Consider the following 18,951-nt stretch of genomic DNA (forward strand, 5'->3'; position numbering starts at 1 on the left):
AGCCGCATCCTTCACGCCCCACCGTACCGCCTTGCGCCGCGGCCGTGCGGGGAGCGATGTCGTGTTCACTCAGGGCTGCAAACATCAAAACCCCCCGTTCTGTTCCGTATCCTGTGCCCGCTCATTCCCAATGTGTTCGCCCGCAAGCTCCCTCAGGAGCAGTGCGAGTACGCTCCGTACACTCTCCATACGAATTTCCGCGCGGCTGCCGTTCAACCGCAGGGCCTCCACTTTTCCGCCACCGGCGGAACCGGCGCCAGGGCCGAAGGGCCCATCCACGGCCACGAAAACGGTCCCCACTGGCTGCCCGTCCTGCATTTCGGGCCCTGCGACGCCGGTCGTGGCGATGCCCCAATCGGCCCCGAGCGCCTTTCGTACACCGGCCGCCATTTGGGCTGCGACCTGCGGGTTCACCGCTCCGTGCCGCTCCAGCAAAGTGGCGTCGACGCCCAGCAGCCCGTGCTTCAGGTCGGTGGCGTAGGCGGTCACCGAGCCACGGAAGGCCTTCGAGGCCCCCGGGGCGGTTGTGATTTCCGCCGCAACCAGTCCACCGGTCAGCGACTCGGCGACAGCGAGCGTCTCACCCTTCACTGTGAGTAGTCGCACCACGTCGGCGGCCGGGGAATTCACGCTTCCGTCTCCTCCAGGGCGGCCTTGCGCTCCGCGATTCCGCGCCTGCGCAGCACAATGGCTTGTCTCACATAGTCGAGCCCGGTCACCACGGTCAGGATGACCGCCGCAGCCATCACCCAGAACCTCAGAGTGGCCAGCCACCCCGTCAGCGCCAGGATGTACATCCCGACGGCCACGCCCTGCGTGAGGGTCTTGAGCTTGCCGCCCCGGCTCGCCGGAATGACGCCGTACCGGATGACAATGAAACGCAGAAGCGTGATCCCGAGTTCCCGGCCGAGGATGACGCCCGTCACCCACCACGGCAGATCGCCCAGTGCCGACAGACAGATCAGCGCCGCCCCCATGATCGCCTTGTCGGCGATGGGGTCGGCGATCTTCCCGAAGTCGGTGACGAGGTTGTAGGTGCGCGCCAGGTGACCGTCGAACAGGTCCGTGATCATGGCGACGGCGAAGGCCGCCCAGGCGAACGAGCGCCACGCAGGGTCGTATCCGCCGTCGGCCAGCATCAGCGCGACGAACGCGGGCACGAGGACCAGCCGGAGCATGGTCAGGAGGTTGGCGATGTTCCAGACGCTGGCCTGGTTGACGGCCGCGGCCGCGATCTTCCCGCCGCGCGGGGATTTCGCACCGCCCTGGGCACCGGTCTCCGCGCCGCCCGCGTGCGAACCGCCGGCTTTGGGCGACCCGGCCTTGGACGAGCCCACCGCGCTCGCCTTGCCCGTCGCGCCCGCCTGGGAGGGACCACCCGCGGCGGACGCCGGAACTCCGGTCATCTGTCCGCCTCCTCACTACATGCGAGCGTGCCCACCAGCGGCTCGGCCACCAGGTCGACGCCCTCCGTACCGACCACCTTCGCCTCGACCATACGACCGACGCTCAGTCCTTCGCCGCTCGTGAGCAGCACCTGCCCGTCGGTCTCCGGCGCCTGGTGCGTGCCGCGACCGTAGGCGCCGTCCGCCGAGTCCCCGGAGCCGACCGACTCGACGAGCACGTGCACGGTCTCCCCGACGCGCTCCTCGGCCCGCTGCGAGACGAGTTCCTCGGCCAGCCGGGAGACACGTGCCAGCCGCTCGGCGACGACGTCCTCGTCGAGCTTGGTGTCGTACGTCGCGGCCTCGGTGCCCTCCTCGTCGGAGTAGCCGAACACGCCGATGGCGTCCAGCCTCGCGTGGTTCAGGAAGCGCTCCAGCTCGGCGAGGTCGGCCTCGGTCTCGCCGGGGAAGCCGACGATGAAGTTGGAGCGCACCCCGGCCTGGGGGGCCTTGCCGCGGATGGTGTCGAGCAGCTCCAGGAAGCGGTCGGTGTCGCCGAAGCGGCGCATCGCGCGCAGCACGTCGGGCGCGGAGTGCTGGAAGGACAGGTCGAAGTACGGGGCGACCTTCGGCGTCGAGGTCAGCACGTCGATCAGGCCGGGGCGCATCTCGGCCGGCTGGAGGTAGCTGACGCGGATCCGCTCGATGCCGTCGACCTCGGCGAGCTCGGGCAGGAGGGACTCCAGCAGGCGGATGTCGCCCAGGTCCTTGCCGTACGACGTGTTGTTCTCGGAGACCAGCATGATCTCCTTGACGCCCTGTTCGGCCAGCCACCGCGTCTCGTTCAGCACATCGCTGGGTCGGCGCGAGATGAAGGAGCCGCGGAAGGACGGGATGGCGCAGAAGGAGCAGCGCCGGTCGCAGCCCGAGGCGAGCTTCACCGAGGCGACCGGGGAACCGTCGAGACGGCGGCGCAGCGGTGCGCGGGGCCCGGAGGCCGGAGCGAGCCCGTCCGGAAGATCGACGGGGGCGTGCCCGGGCAGCGCGACCTCGGCCGCGGACTCCTGGCGCTCGGCCGGGCTGATCGGCAGCAGCTTGCGGCGGTCGCGCGGGGTGTGCGAGGCGTGGATGCCGCCGTTCAGGATGGTCTGGAGGCGGTCGGAGATGTCGGCGTAGTCGTCGAAGCCGAGCACGCCGTCGGCCTCGGGGAGGGCCTCGGCGAGCTCCTTGCCGTACCGCTCGGCCATGCAGCCCACCGCCACCACGGCCTGGGTTCTTCCATGATCCTTGAGGTCGTTCGCCTCCAGGAGCGCGTCGACGGAGTCCTTCTTGGCGGCCTCGACGAAGCCACAGGTGTTGACGACGGTGACGTCCGCGTTCGCGGCGTCCTCCACGAGGTCCCAGCCGTCCGCCTCCAAGCGGCCTGCGAGCTCCTCCGAGTCCACCTCGTTACGGGCGCAGCCAAGAGTGACGAGTGCGACGGTACGGCGTTCAGGCATGGGCTCAACACTACTTTGTCTCACTGACAGCCCACGTCGACGGGGTTGGCCGATCTTGGCCAACCCCGTCCGCAGCTCACCCCTTCGGCCGGACTTATCCGGCCTGCGGGTCGCCCTTGGTGTAGGTGAGGTGCTCCACGGCACCCGACTGCCAGTCGTTCTCGATCTTCTTGCCGTTGACGTACAGGTCGACCACGCTCGCGTTACCGAGGACGAGGTTGATCTTCTCGCTGTCCTGGAAGGTCTTGGAGTCGCCCTCCTTGAGGAGGCCGTCGAAGAGCAGCCGGCCGTTGTGATCTTTCGCCGAGATCCAGCACTCGTCGTCGGCGGCGCTGACGTCGACGGCACTGACCCGGACGGTCACCTTGTCCTGCGGGACGGCGGCGATGGCGCTGTCGGACGGCTCCGGCTTCGGGTCCTTGGGCTTGTCGGTCTTCGGAGTGGGTGTCGTCTTGTCGGCCGTCGGCGTCGAGCCGCCCTCGGCGACGGCGGTCTTCCCGCCTGAGTCGTCGCCCTTGAACGCGGTGAACCCGACGAACCCGATCACCGCGACGATCGCCGCGACCATGGCCGCGGTCCAGTTCGGCCCGCGCCGCTCGGGACGGATGCGCTCCGCCTCGAACAGCGGGGCCGCCGGGGTCGGCGCCGGTCGTCCGCCGTGCGAGTCGTCGTACTGGGCGAGCAGCGGGGCGGGATCGAGGTGGACGGCCTTGGCCAGGGTCCGGATGTGACCACGGGCGTACACGTCACCGCCGCAGGCGGCGAAGTTGTCCGCCTCGATGGCATGCACGATGGCGATACGGACCCGGGTGGCGTTGGTGACGTCGTCGACGGTCAGCCCGGCATCGATACGCGCCTGCTTCAGGGCTCGGCCGATCGAGGGACGGGATTCGTCGGAAACGTCTTCGAACGGACGCTCGTCTTCAGGGGAGTTGCCGATGGACACGGGGGCGCCTTTCGAGCGTTTAAGCCACCTGTGCTGGAGGTTCAGTCTAGGGGGGTGACGAAAGGGTGGGGCAACCGGGCGGTGGGACTTTATACGCCATCAGAATGGCCGGACACGCTGATGGTGGGGTCGGTGCTTGTCGTTTCGCTCAACTTGACGTACGTCGAAGGGAAACGGTTGCTCAATGATCCCTTACAGGTGAGTCACGATCAGACATCGGCTCATCCCGCACCCGCCCGCGAGGCGACCACTGCGTCCGGTTTCCCGCTCCGGACTCGTGTTAAGCCTCCCCGCGGATCACGGCGAGCACTCCGTCCAGCTCATCAGGTTTCACAAGAACGTCACGAGCCTTGGACCCTTCGCTCGGCCCGACGATCCCGCGGGACTCCATGAGGTCCATCAGCCGCCCCGCCTTGGCGAACCCGACCCGCAGCTTGCGCTGGAGCATGGACGTCGACCCGAACTGCGTGGAGACCACCAGCTCCGCGGCCTGGCACAGCAGGTCGAGGTCGTCGCCGATCTCCTCGTCGATCTCCTTCTTCTGCTTGGTGCCCACGGTGACGTCGTCCCGGAAGACGGGCGCCATCTGGTCCTTGCAGTGCTGGACGACCGCCGCGACCTCCTCCTCGGTCACGAACGCGCCCTGCATACGCACCGGCTTGTTCGCGCCCATCGGCAGGAACAGCCCGTCGCCCTTGCCGATCAGCTTCTCGGCACCGGGCTGGTCGAGGATGACGCGCGAGTCCGCGAGCGAGGACGTGGCGAAGGCGAGCCGTGAGGGGACGTTCGCCTTGATGAGACCGGTGACGACGTCGACCGACGGCCGCTGGGTCGCGAGCACCAGGTGGATGCCGGCCGCGCGCGCGAGCTGCGTGATGCGCACGATCGCGTCCTCGACGTCACGCGGCGCGACCATCATCAGGTCGGCGAGCTCGTCCACGATCACCAGCAGATACGGGTACGGCTGAAGCTCGCGCTCACTGCCCTCCGGCGCCTTCACCTTGCCGTTGCGGACGGCCTCGTTGAAGTCGTCGATGTGCCGGTAGCCGTACGCCGCCAGGTCGTCGTAGCGAAGATCCATCTCCCGTACGACCCACTGGAGCGCCTCGGCGGCCCGCTTCGGGTTGGTGATGATCGGCGTGATCAGGTGCGGGATGCCCTCGTAGGCGGTCAGCTCGACGCGCTTGGGGTCGACCAGGACCATGCGGACGTCCTCCGGGGTCGCACGCATCATGATCGAAGTGATCAAGCAGTTAATGCACGACGACTTACCGGAACCGGTCGCACCGGCAACCAGTACATGCGGCATCTTCGCGATGTTGGCCATCACATAGCCGCCCTCGACGTCCTTGCCGAGCGCAACCAGCATCGGGTGCTCGTCCTCGGCGGCGGCCGCGAGGCGCAGCACATCACCGAGGTTGACCATCTCGCGGTCGGTGTTGGGGATCTCGATGCCGACCGCGGACTTGCCGGGGATCGGGCTGATGATCCGCACGTCCGGGCTGGCGACGGCGTAGGCGATGTTCTTGGTCAGCGCGGTGATCCGCTCGACCTTCACGGCCGGCCCGAGCTCGACCTCGTAGCGCGTGACCGTCGGCCCGCGCGTGAAGCCGGTGACGCGGGCATCGACCTTGAACTCGGTGAAGACGGTGGTGAGCGACTCGACGATGGCGTCGTTGGCGGCGCTGCGCGACTTGCCCGGCCCACCGCGCTCGAGGAGGTCGAGCGACGGCAGGGAGTAGGTGATGTCGCCGGAGAGCTGGAGCTGTTCGGCGCGCGGTGGCAGGTCCCGCGTCCCGTCGGGCGCGGCCTTCGTGAGATCCGGAACCTCGGACTTGGTCAGGTCCGGGACGTCGGACTTCGGGAGCTTCTCCTGCTTGGGCCGCGCGGCCGGGACGGGCGTCGGGACCGGTGTGGTCTCCTCGCGGTCGCCCACGCTGACGCCCTGGGTCAGGTCGGCGACGATCGGCGAGGGCGGCATCCCGTGCATGACGGCACCGTCGAGGGCGGCAGCGGCGGCCGCCGCGACGTCCACAGCGTCCATGGGACGGTCCATCTCGGGCTGCGGCACCGCGGAGCGCCTCGGACGCCCGCGACGCCGCGAGAGGGCCTCCTGCTCGGCGCTGTCGGGGTCGTACGGCTCGCGCGCCGCACTCCGCTTGCGGCCGCGCGACGCGGGCAGCGCCTCGCGCCACTGGTCGTCGTAGCGCTGGTCGTCGTCGGTGTACTCGTCCTCCTCTTCGGGGTCGGGGAGGATGCCGAGCTTGATGCCCAACTGCCGCAGCCGCTGCGGGACGGCGTTGACCGGGGTCGCCGTGACGACCAGCAGGCCGAAGATCGTGAGCAGCACGAGCAGCGGTACGGCGAGGACCTCGCCCATGGTGTACGTCAGCGGGGTCGCCGCGCCCCAGCCGATCAGCCCGCCGGCGTCCCTTATGGCCTGCATGCCGTCGCTGCGGGCGGGCGCGCCCACGGCGATGTGGACCTGGCCTAGGACGCCGATGACGAGCGCGGACAGACCGATGACGATACGGCCGTTGGCCTCGGGCTTCTCGGGGTGCCGGATGAACCGTACGGCGATGACCGCCAGCAGTATCGGCACGAGAAGGTCGAGCCGACCGAAGGCGCCGGTGACGATGATCTCGACGAGGTCGCCGACGGGGCCGCGCAGGTTGGACCAGGTGCCGGCGGCGACGATCAGCGCGAGGCCGAGCAGCAACAGCGCGACGCCGTCCTTGCGGTGGGCGGGGTCGAGGTTCTTCGCGCCCTGCCCTATCCCGCGGAACACCGCGCCGACCGCGTGCGCGAGCCCGAGCCAGACGGCGCGCACGAGCCGGTAGATGCCCCCGGTGGGGTTCGGGGCGGGCTTCGGCGGCGCGGCTTTCTTCGCCGCGGCCTTCTTGGCCGGCGCCTTTTTCGCGGGGGCTTTCTTGGCGGCGGCCTTCTTCGCCGGAGCCTTCGCCGAAGCGGCCGCCTTCTTCGCGGGCGGCTTCTTGGCTGCGGAGGAACGTGAGGCCATGGATGTGAGGTTACCGGTGGAGAAGACAGTGGACACGTGTGCCCACTGCTTCACCCGTTCGTGTCGCCGTCGTGGGGGCTGCAAACTGACGCCGGTTCACGGACCGGTCGAAGACCGGACGATCCGGCGCCACCACCGGCAACCGCAGCCTTCGCGAGGTCAGTTCTGCGACGGCACCGACGAGGTGCTCCCGGTGCCCGGTTCCAGGGCGTCCAGCGCCCGCCGCAACCCCGTGAGTTTGCGTTCGAGATGGGCCGCAGTGGCCACCGCGGCCGCGTCCGCCGACTCGTCGTCCAGTTGTTTCGACAGCGCCTCGGCCTGCTCCTCGACCGCGGCGAGCCGCGCCGAGAGCTCGGCCAGCAGCCCGGCCGGCTCCTTGGAGTCGCCGCCCGCGGCCTTGCCGCCGCCCTCCAACTGGAGCCGCAGCAGCGACGCCTGCTCACGCAGCTGGCAGTTCTTCATGTACAGCTCGACGAACACGGACACCTTCGCCCGCAGCACCCACGGGTCGAACGGCTTGGAGATGTAGTCCACCGCGCCCGCCGCGTAGCCGCGGAAGGTGTGATGCGGGCCGTGGTTGATCGCGGTGAGGAAGATGATCGGGATGTCCCTGGTCCGTTCTCGCCGCTTGATGTGCGCGGCGGTTTCGAAACCGTCCATTCCCGGCATCTGGACGTCCAGCAGAATGACCGCGAAGTCGTCCGTCAGCAGTGCTTTGAGCGCTTCCTCCCCAGACGATGCCCGCACCAGGGTCTGATCGAGCGCAGAGAGGATCGCCTCCAGCGCCAGCAGATTCTCCGGCCGGTCATCGACCAGGAGGATCTTGGCCTTCTGCACCATGGCCCGCCCTCCTCGCCCCGGCAGTGCACCGGGCTCCGCCCCAGGGGACGACTCCCTTACGCCGCCCGCCCTCGTGCCGGTCATGGTAGCCGCACCCCGCCTGTCGCCACACCCTGTCACCGCGATGTCACTGTGCACGTAGCAGAAACGCAGCAGGAGACCAGAAGGTTCCCCGAATCCCGCACTTCTACACGGCTTCGAGCACACTGAGTCAGCGACTCCGTGTGAACACTGTCGGCTGCTGTCACTGGTCCCTCATCCACTGGTTCATCACCGCCAGGAGATGATCCGGATCGACCGGCTTCGTCACGTAGTCCGAAGCGCCCGACTCGATCGCCTTCTCGCGGTCGCCCTTCATCGCCTTGGCGGTCAGCGCGATGATCGGGAGCCCGGCGAACTGCGGCATCCTGCGGATCGCCGTCGTCGTCGCGTACCCGTCCATCTCCGGCATCATGATGTCCATCAGGACGACCGCCACGTCGTCGTGCTGCTCCAGCACCTCGATGCCCTCACGGCCGTTCTCGGCGTACAGCACGGACAGGCCGTGCTGCTCCAGGACGCTGGTCAACGCGAACACATTGCGGATGTCGTCGTCGACGATCAGCACCTTCTCGCCGCCGAACCGGATGCCCCGGCGTGACTGCGGTGCCGTGTCCTGCGCGGCCGGCGCCGACCACTGCTCCTGCTGCGCCGGACGCTGCTCCAGCTCGTTGGCGGCCCTGCGGCGGCGCCTGAAGAGCGCGGCGGCGCCGTTCTGCGTCTCCCGGTAGGACCGCACCTCGGCCGGCGTCTCGATCGCCCCGTCCGAGATCTCCGCCAGCTCCGCCAGGTCGGCCGCCGAGGCCACCAGGGCGCCCGCGTCGAGGGGCGGCAACTGCTGCTGGTAGCCGTGCGGAGGCAGTTCGCTCGGGTGCAACGGCAAATACAGCGTGAACGTCGATCCGCGCCCCGGCTCGCTCTGCGCGTGGATCTCCCCGCCGAGCAACTGCGCGATCTCCCGCGAGATCGACAGCCCCAGACCGGTACCGCCGTACTTGCGGCTGGTCGTGCCGTCCGCCTGCTTGAACGCCTCGAAGATCACCCTCATCTTGCTGGCCGCGATCCCGATGCCGGTGTCGGTCACGGAGAACGCGATCAGCGGCGCGTCCGCCTCGGTGAGCGAACCGGCCTCCAGCAGCTGCTCCCGGATCTTCTGCGGCACGTCCATGCCGGCGGGCCGGATGACCAGCTCCACAGACCCGGAGTCGGTGAACTTCACGGCGTTGGACAGCAGATTCCGCAACACCTGCAGCAGCCGCTGCTCGTCGGTGTGCAGCGTGGCCGGCAGCTCAGGCGAGACCCGCACGGACAGGTCGAGGCCCTTCTCCGCGGTCAGCGGGCGGAAGGTGGCCTCCACGTAGTCCACGAGCTGCACGAGCGCGATGCGCGTCGGGGAGACGTCCATCTTGCCCGCCTCGACCTTCGACAGGTCCAGGATGTCGTTGATCAGCTGGAGCAGGTCGGAACCGGCGCCGTGGATGGTCTCGGCGAACTCGACCTGCTTCGGCGAGAGGTTCCCCTCGGCGTTGTCGGCGAGCAGCTTGGCCAGGATCAGCAGCGAGTTCAGCGGCGTACGCAACTCGTGCGACATGTTGGCGAGGAACTCGCTCTTGTAGCGCATCGATACGGCCAACTGCTCGGCGCGCTCCTCCAGGACCTGCCGCGCCTCCTCGATCTCGGTGTTCTTCACCTCGATGTCGCGGTTCTGCTGGGCCAGCAGCTCGGCCTTCTCCTCCAGCTCGGCGTTGGACGCCTGGAGGGCCTTCTGCCGGTTCTCCAACTCGGCCGACCGCTCACGCAGTTGCTCGGTCAGCTCCTGCGACTGCTTCAGCAGCACCTCGGTCTTGGTGTTGACGGAGATGGTGTTGACGCTGGTCGCGATCATCTCGGCGATCTGGTTGAGGAAATCCTTCTGGATCTGCGTGAAGGGAGTGAAGGAGGCCAGCTCGATGACGCCGAGCACCTGGCCCTCGAAGAGCACCGGAAGGACGATCACTTGCGCGGGAGGCGCCTCGCCGAGCCCGGAGGAGATCTTCAGATAGCCGCTGGGCGCGTTCTCCACCAGGATCGTGCGCTTCTCCATGGCGGCCGTCCCGATCAGCCCCTCCCCGGGCCGGAACGAGGTCGGCATGGACCCCATCGAATAGGCGTACGACCCCAGCATCCGCAGCTCGTACTGGTCCTCGCCCTCGGCGCTCGTGTCCTTGCCGTCGACCAGCGGCATCGCCAGGAAGAACGCGCCGTGCTGCGCGGAGACGACCGGCGTCAGCTCGCTCATGATCAGCGAGGCCACGTCCTCCAGGTCCCGGCGGCCCTGCATCAGCGCCGAGATACGGGCGAGGTTGCCCTTGAGCCAGTCCTGCTCCTTGTTGGCGATCGTGGTGTCGCGCAGGTTGGCGATCATCTTGTTGATGTAGTCCTGAAGCTCCTGGATCTCGCCGGACGCGTCGACGTCGATCTTCAGGTTCAGGTCGCCACGGGTCACCGCGGTCGCCACGCGTGCGATGGCGCGTACCTGCCGGGTGAGGTTTCCTGCCATCTCGTTCACGGACTCGGTGAGGTCGCGCCAGGTTCCGTCGACGTCACGCACGCGTGCCTGGCCGCCGAGCTGTCCCTCGGTGCCCACCTCGCGGGCGACTCGGGTGACCTCCTCGGCGAAGGACGACAGCTGGTCGACCATGGTGTTGATCGTCGTCTTGAGCTCGAGGATCTCACCGCGGGCATCGATGTCGATCTTCTTGGTCAGGTCACCCTTGGCGATGGCGGTGGTGACCATGGCGATGTTGCGGACCTGGCCGGTCAGGTTGGACGCCATCTGGTTCACGGACTCGGTGAGGTCCTTCCACGTACCGGCCACACCGGGTACGTGCGCCTGACCGCCGAGGATCCCGTCCGTGCCCACCTCACGGGCCACCTTGGTGACCTGGTCGGCGAACGAACTCAGCGTCTTCACCATGGTGTTGAAGGTGTCGGCGAGCTGCGCCACCTCACCTCGCGCCTCGATCGTCACCGTCCGCGTCAGGTCGCCGTTGGCGACGGCCGCCGCGACCTGGGAGATGTTGCGCACCTGCATGGTCAGGTTCTTGGCCATCAGGTTGACGTTGTCGCTGAGGTCCTTCCAGATGCCGACGACGCCGGCCACATGCGCCTGGCCGCCCAGAATGCCCTCGGTGCCCACCTCGCGGGCCACCCGGGTCACCTGCTCGGCGAAGCTGGAGAGCTGGTCGACCATCGTGTTGACGGTCGTGACGAGCTCGAGGATCTCGCCCTTGGCGTCGACGGTGATCTTCTTGGACAGGTCGCCCTTGGCGACCGCGGTGGTGACCTCGGCGATGTTGCGGACCTGACTGGTCAGGTTGTTCGCCATGAAGTTCACGGACTGGGTGAGGTCCTTCCAGGTGCCGGAGACGCCCTGCACCTCGGCCTGACCGCCGAGCTGGCCCTCCGTACCCACCTCACGGGCGACCCTGGTGACCTCCTCCGCGAACGACGACAGCTGGTCCACCATCGTGTTCAGCGTGTTCTTCAGCTCCAGGATCTCGCCGCGGGCATCGACGGTGATCTTCTGCGACAGGTCACCGCGCGCCACCGCGGTGGCGACCTGGGCGATGTTGCGCACCTGGGCGGTGAGGTTTCCTGCCATTCCGTTCACGGAGTCGGTCAGGTCCCGCCACACCCCGGCCACACCGGGCACCTGCGCCTGACCGCCCAGGCGGCCCTCGGTGCCCACCTCGCGGGCGACCCGGGTCACCTGGTCGGCGAAGCCGGAGAGCTGGTCGACCATCGTGTTGATGGTGTTCTTCAGCTCCAGGATCTCGCCGCGCGCGTCGACGTCGATCTTCTGCGACAGGTCACCCCGGGCCACCGCGGTCGTGACCTGGGCGATGTTCCGAACCTGAGCGGTAAGGTTTCCTGCCATTCCGTTGACGGAGTCGGTGAGCTCCTTCCACGTACCGGCAACACCCGGTACGACCGCCTGACCGCCCAGACGGCCCTCGGTGCCCACGTCCCGGGCCATCCGCGTGACCTGGTCGGCGAAGGACGACAGCTGGTCCACCATCGTGTTCACGGTGTTCTTCAGCTGGAGCATCTCGCCGGAGACGTCCACGGTGACCTTCTGCGACAGATCACCGTTGGCCACCGCCGTCGTCACCTGGGCGATGTTCCTCACCTGTCCGGTGAGGTTGCGGAACGCGGTGTTGACGGAGTCCGTCAGGTCCTTCCAGGTCCCGGCCGCTCCCGGAACCTGTGCCTGGCCGCCCAGCTCACCCTCTACACCGACCTCACGCGCGACACGCGTCACCTCGGCACCGAACGACGACAGCTGGTCGACCATGCCGTTGACGGTGTTCTTCAGCTCCAGCATCTCGCCGGCCACGTCGACCGTGACCTTCTGCGACAGATCACCGTTGGCCACCGCCGTCGTCACTGCGGCGATGTCCCTCACCTGAATGGTCAGATTCCGGAAAACGGTGTTGACGGAGTCCGTCAGGTCCTTCCACGTCCCCGCCGCACCGGGCACATTCGCCTGGCCGCCCAGCTGCCCCTCGGCGCCGACCTCGTTGGCCACGCGGGTGACCTCGTCCGCGAAGATCCGCAGCGTCTCGGTCATCTGGTTGATCGTGTCCGCGAGCTGAGCCACCTCGCCCCGTGCCGACACGGTCACCTTCTGCGACAGGTCACCACTGGCGACCGCGGTCGTCACCTGGGCGATACCGCGCACCTGCGCCGTCAGGTTGCCGGCCATGAGGTTCACCGAATCGGTGAGGTCCTTCCACACACCGGCCACGCCCGGCACCTGGGCCTGGCCGCCGAGCTCGCCCTCGGTGCCCACCTCGCGCGCGACTCGCGTCACCTCCGAGGAGAAGGACGACAGCTGGTCCACCATCGTGTTGACGGTGTTCTTCAGCTCCAGCATCTCGCCGGCCACATGAACCGTGACCTTCCGGGACAGATCACCCTTGGCGACCGCCGTGGTCACCAGCGCGATGTCCCTCACCTGGGCCGTCAGCCGGTACGCCATCGTGTTGACGGAGTCCGTCAGGTCCTTCCAGGAACCCGACATGCCACGCACGCGCGCCTGCCCGCCGAGCTTGCCCTCGGTGCCCACCTCGCTGGCCACACGCGTGACCTCGTCGGTGAACGTCGACAGCTGATCGACAAGGTTGTTCACAGTCCGCCCGACCTTGAGGAACTCTCCCCGCAGTGGATGCCCGGTCCCGTCCTGGGCCTGCGTACGCAGCTCCATGCGCGGCGAGAGATCACCCTCGGCCACCGCGGACAGCACCCGGCCGACCTCGGACACCGGCCGTACGAGGTCGTCGACCAGCGCGTTGGAGTTGTCCACGGCCGCGGCCCAGGAGCCCTCGCAGGCGCCCGTCTCCAGCCGTTCCGTGAGCTTGCCCTCACGTCCGACCATGCGCCGCACACGCGCCAGCTCACCCGTGAGGTGGAGATTCCTGTCGGCCACTTCGTTGAAGACGGCGGCGATCTCCGACATCACGCCGTCCCCGGACACCGTGAGCCGCTTCCGGAAGTTCCCGTCGCGCATCGCCACCAGGGCCGCCAGCAGCCGGTTCAGGGCAGCCGTGTCCACCGCAGTGGTGCTGCCGCGCGTCTTGCGCTCGTTACTCAGGGACTGTCCGCCTTTCGCGCGCGTCTTAGTGCCCCGCGTCGCTGCGCCAGACTCCACTGTGTCCCTCCCGCAGGGGTCGACCGTTACTGCTGTGCTCGGGTTCTACTGCTGCGCGTACCCGTTACTGCTGGGTATTCCTGCCGGATATACCAGGCCACACCACGTGCTGCTGCCCGCGGTACGCGAATGACACTCAGCCTGCCCGGACCTTCACAAGAAGCTTGCCCAGTGTTTCACCCCTGCTGAACCCGGCCATAACAGTTCGGCAGCTTCGCACATCGTCCGCACACCCTCCGGGCGGAAACACTGCAGACCGGCATCCGCATGGACCGCGAAGGTAAGTAACCTTGCATGCGGCTGTCCAGCCGCGCCGGTCCCGTCCGGCCTGGGCGGTGACAGGAGGAGCACGAACGGGCATCGGAGGGGCAGCCGGACATGACCACCGGACTGATCCCGGGGGGACCATCCCCGGACAGGCCGACGGGCGCGCAGATGCCGCACCAGCGGCGCGAGCCCGACGGCCACGGAGCCCTGCATGTCGACAACCGGACGAGGAGTTCTGTGATCACCGCGCGCGCGGCAGCCAGCTTCGATCCCGTCGGGCGATCGGTCGCGAGCGCCCGCTCCTTCGTCCGGGACACCCTCCAGGGCTGGGGCTTCGCCGACATCGTCGACGACGCCGTCGTCCTCACCAGTGAACTGGTGACCAACGCCGTCGTGCACGCCGGCACCTCCGCGGACGTTCTGTGTCTGCGCAGTGACGATGGTGTGCGGATCGAGGTGGCCGACCGGTATCCCGAGCGTGAGATCCCTCTCCAGGGCTCGCCCGTCAACATGGGCAGCCCGGACCGCGAAGGCGGCCGCGGCCTCCAGCTGTGCGCGGCCCTGGCCGGCCGCTGGGGCGTCGAGTACACGCCCACGCACAAACAGGTCTGGTTCCAACTCGATCTCCCCGAACGCGCGGTGGGCACCCGCGCCGCGGGCCCGTCCCTGCCCTCCGACCTCCTCCCGCTCGCCGACGGCCGCGTCCGCGTCGCGGTGGTCCAGATCGACCGTACGGGCGCCATCTCGTCCTGGAACGAGGACGCGGAGGACCTCTTCGGATACGCGGCCGAGCAGGTCACCGGCAAGCCCCTGACCGACCTCGCGGCCTGGCCGCACACCCCGGGCACCAGCACCGGCATCGCGGAGGCACTCCGACTCTCCCGCTGGGAGGGCAGCTACGGCATCCGGGGCGCCAACGGCCGCGTCACACCGGTGTACGCCTCCCACCTCCGCGTCCGCGACACGGGCGGCGAACCCTCCACGGTCTGCCTCCTGGTCCGCGACCACGAACGCGCGGTCCTGCAGACCCCGTTGCGCGTCCCCGCCTCCGACACCGCCACCGAATCCCAGAGCGCCGACCCCTTCGAGGTGTTCATCGGCTCGCCCGCCCCGGACGACCTCGACGGCCTCCTGCAGCGCACCGTGGAGCGCGCCCGCGACATGCTCGACGGCGACTCCGCCTTCCTGCTCCTCGCGACCGACGACGAGACGGAGCTGGAGGTCCGCGCCTCCACCGGCCTGCCCTCCGCCCGCCAGCGCTTCGCGCGCGTGCCCGTCGAAGCGGGCCCCGGCCGCTACGGCTCGGCCCGTATGCCGGCGGTCCACGAGGACCTCACCATGGTCCCCGGCGCCGTACCCCTGCTGCGGGGCACCGGCATGCGCTCGGTCGTCACGGTCCCCCTGAAGGTCGAGGGCCGCCTCACCGGCTCCCTCGGCGTCGCCGCCGAGGCCCCCGGCAGATACTCCAACGAAGAGGCGCTGCGCCTGCAGTTCGCCGCCGACCGCATCGCGCTGGCGGTCGAGTCGGCCCGCCTGGGCGAACTCGAACGTCTCCGCCGAGGCTCCCTCAGCTTCCTGGTCGAGGCCTCCGACCTGCTCGCCGGCACCCTGGACCGCGACCAGACCCTGGCCCTGATGGCCCAGATGACGGTCCCGACCCTGGCCACCTGGTGCGCGGTCTACACAATCGCCGACCAGGCATCAGAGCCGTATCTGTCGTACGTCCTGCATGAGGACGAGGAACTCATCGACGGCATTAAGTCGTTGCTGTCGAAGATCCCCCCACCGGACCCGGTACCCACCCCCGGCGCCCGCGTCTGGTCGGCCCCCGCCGAGTCGGCCCACCAGGCGGCCCTGCGCACGTCCATGCGCAGCCTGGGCCTGGGCGAGCCGATCGGCCGCATCAGCGCGGGCATCGGCCCCACCCTGGCCACGGCCTCCGCGGTGGGCGGAGAGACGGTCGTACTGCCCCTGGTGGCCCGCAACCGGGTCATCGGCATGTTGACGCTGGGCAAGCCGACGGACGAACACTTCCGCCAGGAGATCCTGGAGCTGGCGGAGGACCTCTCCCGCAGGGCCGCCCTGGCCCTGGACAACGCCCGCCTCTACTCCGAGCGCACGGCCATCAGCCAGTCCCTCCAGCGCAGCCTCCTGCCGCCCGAGCTCCCCGAGATCGGCGGCGTCGAGGTCGAGGTCATCTACCGCGCGGCGGGCGAGGGCAACGAGGTCGGCGGCGACTTTTACGACCTCTTCCCGATCAGCGACGGTGCGTACGGCTTCGCCATCGGCGATGTCTGCGGTACGGGCCCGAACGCGGCGGCGGTCACGGGCCTCGCCCGGCACGCCCTGCGCCTCCTGGCGCGCGAGGGCCTCAGCGGCCCGGCGGTCCTGGAGCGCCTGAACTCCGCGATCCTCGACGAGGGCGCCCGCAGCCGCTTCCTGACGCTCCTCTACGGCGAGTTGAGGCCGCAGGAGGACGGCAGCGCCGAGCTGAAGGTGGTCTGCGCCGGTCACCCGCTCCCACTGCGCCTGCGCCAGGACGGCACGGTCGAGCCGGCGGCCGAACCCCAGCCCCTGCTAGGCGTCATGGACGACCTGGAGCTCTATGAGCAGACGGTCACCCTCGACCCCGGCGATGTCCTGCTGTGCGTCACGGACGGCGTCACCGAGCGCCGTGAAGGCAGCCGCATGCTGGGCGACGACGGTCTCACCGATGTCCTCACCACCTGCACCGGCCTCACGGCAGGCGCGGTGGCGGCCCGCATCATGCGTGCGGTCGAACGCTTCGCCTCTGACGCCCCGTCCGACGACATGGCGATCCTGGCGATGCGCGTGCCGGGCATCCACAAGGACTGAGAGGGAGTCAGGGAGAAGAGCATGAGAAAGGCCCCGCCCATTCGGGCGGGGCCTTTCTGTGCGGAGCCCCCAAACGGAATCGAACCGTTGACCTTCTCCTTACCATGGAGACGCTCTGCCGACTGAGCTATAGGGGCCTGCTGCCTGTGCGAAGTTTCCCGCGCGGCAACGGAATAGATCATACCCTGAACGCGCCCGCGCTCCCAAATTCGCTCAGAAGGCGGGCTGGAGCAGTCCTCCGAGCGCGTTGCAGGCGGACACGACCCGCTGCATGTCCCGCTTCGTCAGAGAGGCGTCGACCGGCAGCGCCAACGTTTCGTCGGCGGCCCGCTCGGTCTCCGGCAGCGACACACACCTCCGGAACTCAGGCAGCCGATGCACGGGCGTCTTCACCGGCACCCGGCACTCAACTCCCCTGGAGCGCACGGCCCGAGCGAACGCGTCACGATCCGGCCGACCATTCCCCGGCACCCGCACGACGTACTGCTGATAGGTGTGCCCGTCACCCCCATCGGGAGTAAGCACACCCTTCAACTTCGCATCGAGATACGAGGCCCGCTGCCTGCGCTGCGCGATCTCGTCGTACGGAACCTCGGACTCACCCTGCTCAAGCACCAACAGCCCGTGCCGCTGCCCGATTTCGTGCAATCGCGCGATATCGGCCGACCGACCGAATCGGTGTACGGCCACCACGGCCGCCGTGCGCTGGGTGACGACAGCCTCGACAGCGACGACGTCCAGGCAGTACGTCACCGGATCTATGTCGGCGAACACCGGCCGCGCTCCGGCCAGGACCACGGCCTCGGCGACTTCGATGTTCCCGAAGGCCGGTACGACAACCTCGTCACCGACTCCGACGCCGGCGGCCCTGAGCATTGCAGCAGTACCCATATGGGCGATGCTGGTTGCGCAACGTGAACTTCAGGTGACGCACAACAAAAAAGGGTTGGACCCGGAACCGAAGTTCCGGGTCCAACCCTATTAAAAGGAGTTCGGCGGCGTCCTACTCTCCCACAGGGTCCCCCCTGCAGTACCATCGGCGCTGTAAGGCTTAGCTTCCGGGTTCGGAATGTAACCGGGCGTTTCCCTCACGCTATAACCACCGAAACACTATGAAACTGTCGACCGGACGATGACACGGTCGTTGTCTCAGAACCAACACAGTGGACGCGAGCCTCTATGGACAAGCCCTCGGCCTATTAGTACCGGTCACCTCCACACCTCACGGTGCTTCCAGATCCGGCCTATCAACCCAGTCGTCTACTGGGAGCCTTACCCTCTTATAGAGGTGGGAGTCCTCATCTCGAAGCAGGCTTCCCGCTTAGATGCTTTCAGCGGTTATCCCTCCCGAACGTAGCCAACCAGCCATGCCCTTGGCAGAACAACTGGCACACCAGAGGTTCGTCCGTCCCGGTCCTCTCGTACTAGGGACAGCCCTTCTCAAGACTCCTACGCGCACAGCGGATAGGGACCGAACTGTCTCACGACGTTCTAAACCCAGCTCGCGTACCGCTTTAATGGGCGAACAGCCCAACCCTTGGGACCGACTCCAGCCCCAGGATGCGACGAGCCGACATCGAGGTGCCAAACCATCCCGTCGATATGGACTCTTGGGGAAGATCAGCCTGTTATCCCCGGGGTACCTTTTATCCGTTGAGCGACGGCGCTTCCACAAGCCACCGCCGGATCACTAGTCCCGACTTTCGTCCCTGCTCGACCCGTCGGTCTCACAGTCAAGCTCCCTTGTGCACTTACACTCAACACCTGATTGCCAACCAGGCTGAGGGAACCTTTGGGCGCCTCCGTTACCCTTTAGGAGGCAACCGCCCCAGTTAAACTACCCATCAGACACTGTCCCTGATCCGGATCACGGACCCAGGTTAGACATCCAGCACGACCAGACTGGTATTTCAACGACGACTCCACACGAACTGGCGTCCGCATTTCAAAGTCTCCCAGCTATCCTACACAAGCCGAACCGAACACCAATATCAAACTGTAGTAAAGGTCCCGGGGTCTTTCCGTCCTGCTGCGCGAAACGAGCATCTTTACTCGTAGTGCAATTTCACCGGGCCTATGGTTGAGACAGTCGAGAAGTCGTTACGCCATTCGTGCAGGTCGGAACTTACCCGACAAGGAATTTCGCTACCTTAGGATGGTTATAGTTACCACCGCCGTTTACTGGCGCTTAAGTTCTCAGCTTCGCCTGGACGAATCCAAGCTAACCGGTCCCCTTAACGTTCCAGCACCGGGCAGGCGTCAGTCCGTATACATCGCCTTACGGCTTCGCACGGACCTGTGTTTTTAGTAAACAGTCGCTTCTCGCTGGTCTCTGCGGCCACCCCCAGCTCACACTGCAAGAGTGATCACCAGGCGTGGCCCCCCTTCTCCCGAAGTTACGGGGGCAT

General features: G+C 67.7%; 9 protein-coding genes, 1 tRNA gene and 2 rRNA genes (1 of these 12 running past the window's edge). 1 reads left to right on the forward strand and 11 read right to left on the reverse strand.

The genetic code is table 11. The features are described 5' to 3' along the window. Positions 1-84 precede the first annotated feature (84 nt). The 7 genes from IM697_RS34370 to IM697_RS34400 form a co-directional block, all read right to left on the reverse strand. Positions 85-630, reverse strand: coding sequence for a CinA family protein (locus tag IM697_RS34370; RefSeq protein WP_194039986.1), 546 nt, complete (start codon positions 628-630; stop codon positions 85-87). Then, a complete protein-coding gene (pgsA, locus tag IM697_RS34375; RefSeq protein ID WP_194039987.1) occupies positions 627-1,406 on the reverse strand; it encodes a CDP-diacylglycerol--glycerol-3-phosphate 3-phosphatidyltransferase in 780 nt (259 codons plus the stop codon). Before pgsA ends, IM697_RS34370 begins: the two co-directional genes overlap by 4 nt. Next, positions 1,403-2,884, reverse strand: coding sequence for a 30S ribosomal protein S12 methylthiotransferase RimO (rimO, locus tag IM697_RS34380; protein WP_194039988.1), 1,482 nt, complete (start codon positions 2,882-2,884; stop codon positions 1,403-1,405). The genes pgsA and rimO overlap by 4 nt, the downstream gene beginning before the upstream one ends. 94 nt (positions 2,885-2,978) lie before the next feature. Then, positions 2,979-3,830: a helix-turn-helix domain-containing protein gene (locus IM697_RS34385; protein WP_194039989.1), complete on the reverse strand. Its 852-nt coding sequence runs from the start codon at positions 3,828-3,830 to the stop codon at positions 2,979-2,981. 280 nt (positions 3,831-4,110) lie between these two features. Further along, on the reverse strand, positions 4,111-6,849 hold the full coding sequence (locus IM697_RS34390) for a DNA translocase FtsK (RefSeq protein WP_228044289.1): 2,739 nt from the start codon (positions 6,847-6,849) through the stop codon (positions 4,111-4,113). A 159-nt stretch (positions 6,850-7,008) separates the two neighbouring features. Further along, on the reverse strand, positions 7,009-7,689 hold the full coding sequence (locus IM697_RS34395) for a response regulator (RefSeq protein WP_194039991.1): 681 nt from the start codon (positions 7,687-7,689) through the stop codon (positions 7,009-7,011). Between the two features lie 244 nt (positions 7,690-7,933). Beyond that, positions 7,934-13,420, reverse strand: a complete 5,487-nt coding sequence (locus IM697_RS34400) for a HAMP domain-containing protein (RefSeq protein ID WP_194039992.1) — start codon at positions 13,418-13,420, stop codon at positions 7,934-7,936. A gap of 378 nt (positions 13,421-13,798) precedes the next feature. Between IM697_RS34400 and IM697_RS34405 the strand changes: the two genes are divergently transcribed. Continuing rightward, the gene (locus IM697_RS34405; protein ID WP_194039993.1) at positions 13,799-16,543 is read left to right on the forward strand and encodes a SpoIIE family protein phosphatase; all 2,745 of its coding nucleotides are present in this window, start codon (positions 13,799-13,801) and stop codon (positions 16,541-16,543) included. Positions 16,544-16,607: 64 nt separating this feature from the next. Here IM697_RS34405 and IM697_RS34410 read toward each other — a convergent pair. From IM697_RS34410 to IM697_RS34425, 4 genes are all read right to left on the reverse strand, one after another. After that, positions 16,608-16,680 (reverse strand) — tRNA-Thr (locus IM697_RS34410). 76 nt (positions 16,681-16,756) lie between these two features. Beyond that, entirely contained in the window at positions 16,757-17,419 is a 663-nt protein-coding gene (locus IM697_RS34415; RefSeq protein ID WP_194050003.1) for a DegT/DnrJ/EryC1/StrS family aminotransferase, read from the reverse strand. Between the two features lie 114 nt (positions 17,420-17,533). Next, positions 17,534-17,650: ribosomal RNA gene (gene rrf / locus IM697_RS34420) — 5S ribosomal RNA — on the reverse strand. Positions 17,651-17,722: 72 nt separating this feature from the next. Next, positions 17,723-18,951: ribosomal RNA gene (locus IM697_RS34425) — 23S ribosomal RNA — on the reverse strand; it runs 1,893 nt beyond the window's last position.

Source organism: Streptomyces ferrugineus, assembly GCF_015160855.1.
Classification (GTDB): Bacteria; Actinomycetota; Actinomycetes; order Streptomycetales; family Streptomycetaceae; genus Streptomyces; species Streptomyces ferrugineus.

What these genes read in the sequence shown, in the direction of transcription:
- pgsA (WP_194039987.1), bottom strand. Translation starts at nt 1,406, where the DNA reads ATGACCGGAGTTCCGGCGTCCGCCGCGGGTGGTCCCTCCCAGGCGGGC.
- rimO (WP_194039988.1), bottom strand. Translation starts at nt 2,884, where the DNA reads ATGCCTGAACGCCGTACCGTCGCACTCGTCACTCTTGGCTGCGCCCGT.
- IM697_RS34390 (WP_228044289.1), bottom strand. Translation starts at nt 6,849, where the DNA reads ATGGCCTCACGTTCCTCCGCAGCCAAGAAGCCGCCCGCGAAGAAGGCG.
- IM697_RS34395 (WP_194039991.1), bottom strand. Translation starts at nt 7,689, where the DNA reads ATGGTGCAGAAGGCCAAGATCCTCCTGGTCGATGACCGGCCGGAGAAT.
- IM697_RS34405 (WP_194039993.1), top strand. Translation starts at nt 13,799, where the DNA reads ATGACCACCGGACTGATCCCGGGGGGACCATCCCCGGACAGGCCGACG.
- IM697_RS34415 (WP_194050003.1), bottom strand. Translation starts at nt 17,419, where the DNA reads ATGCTCAGGGCCGCCGGCGTCGGAGTCGGTGACGAGGTTGTCGTACCG.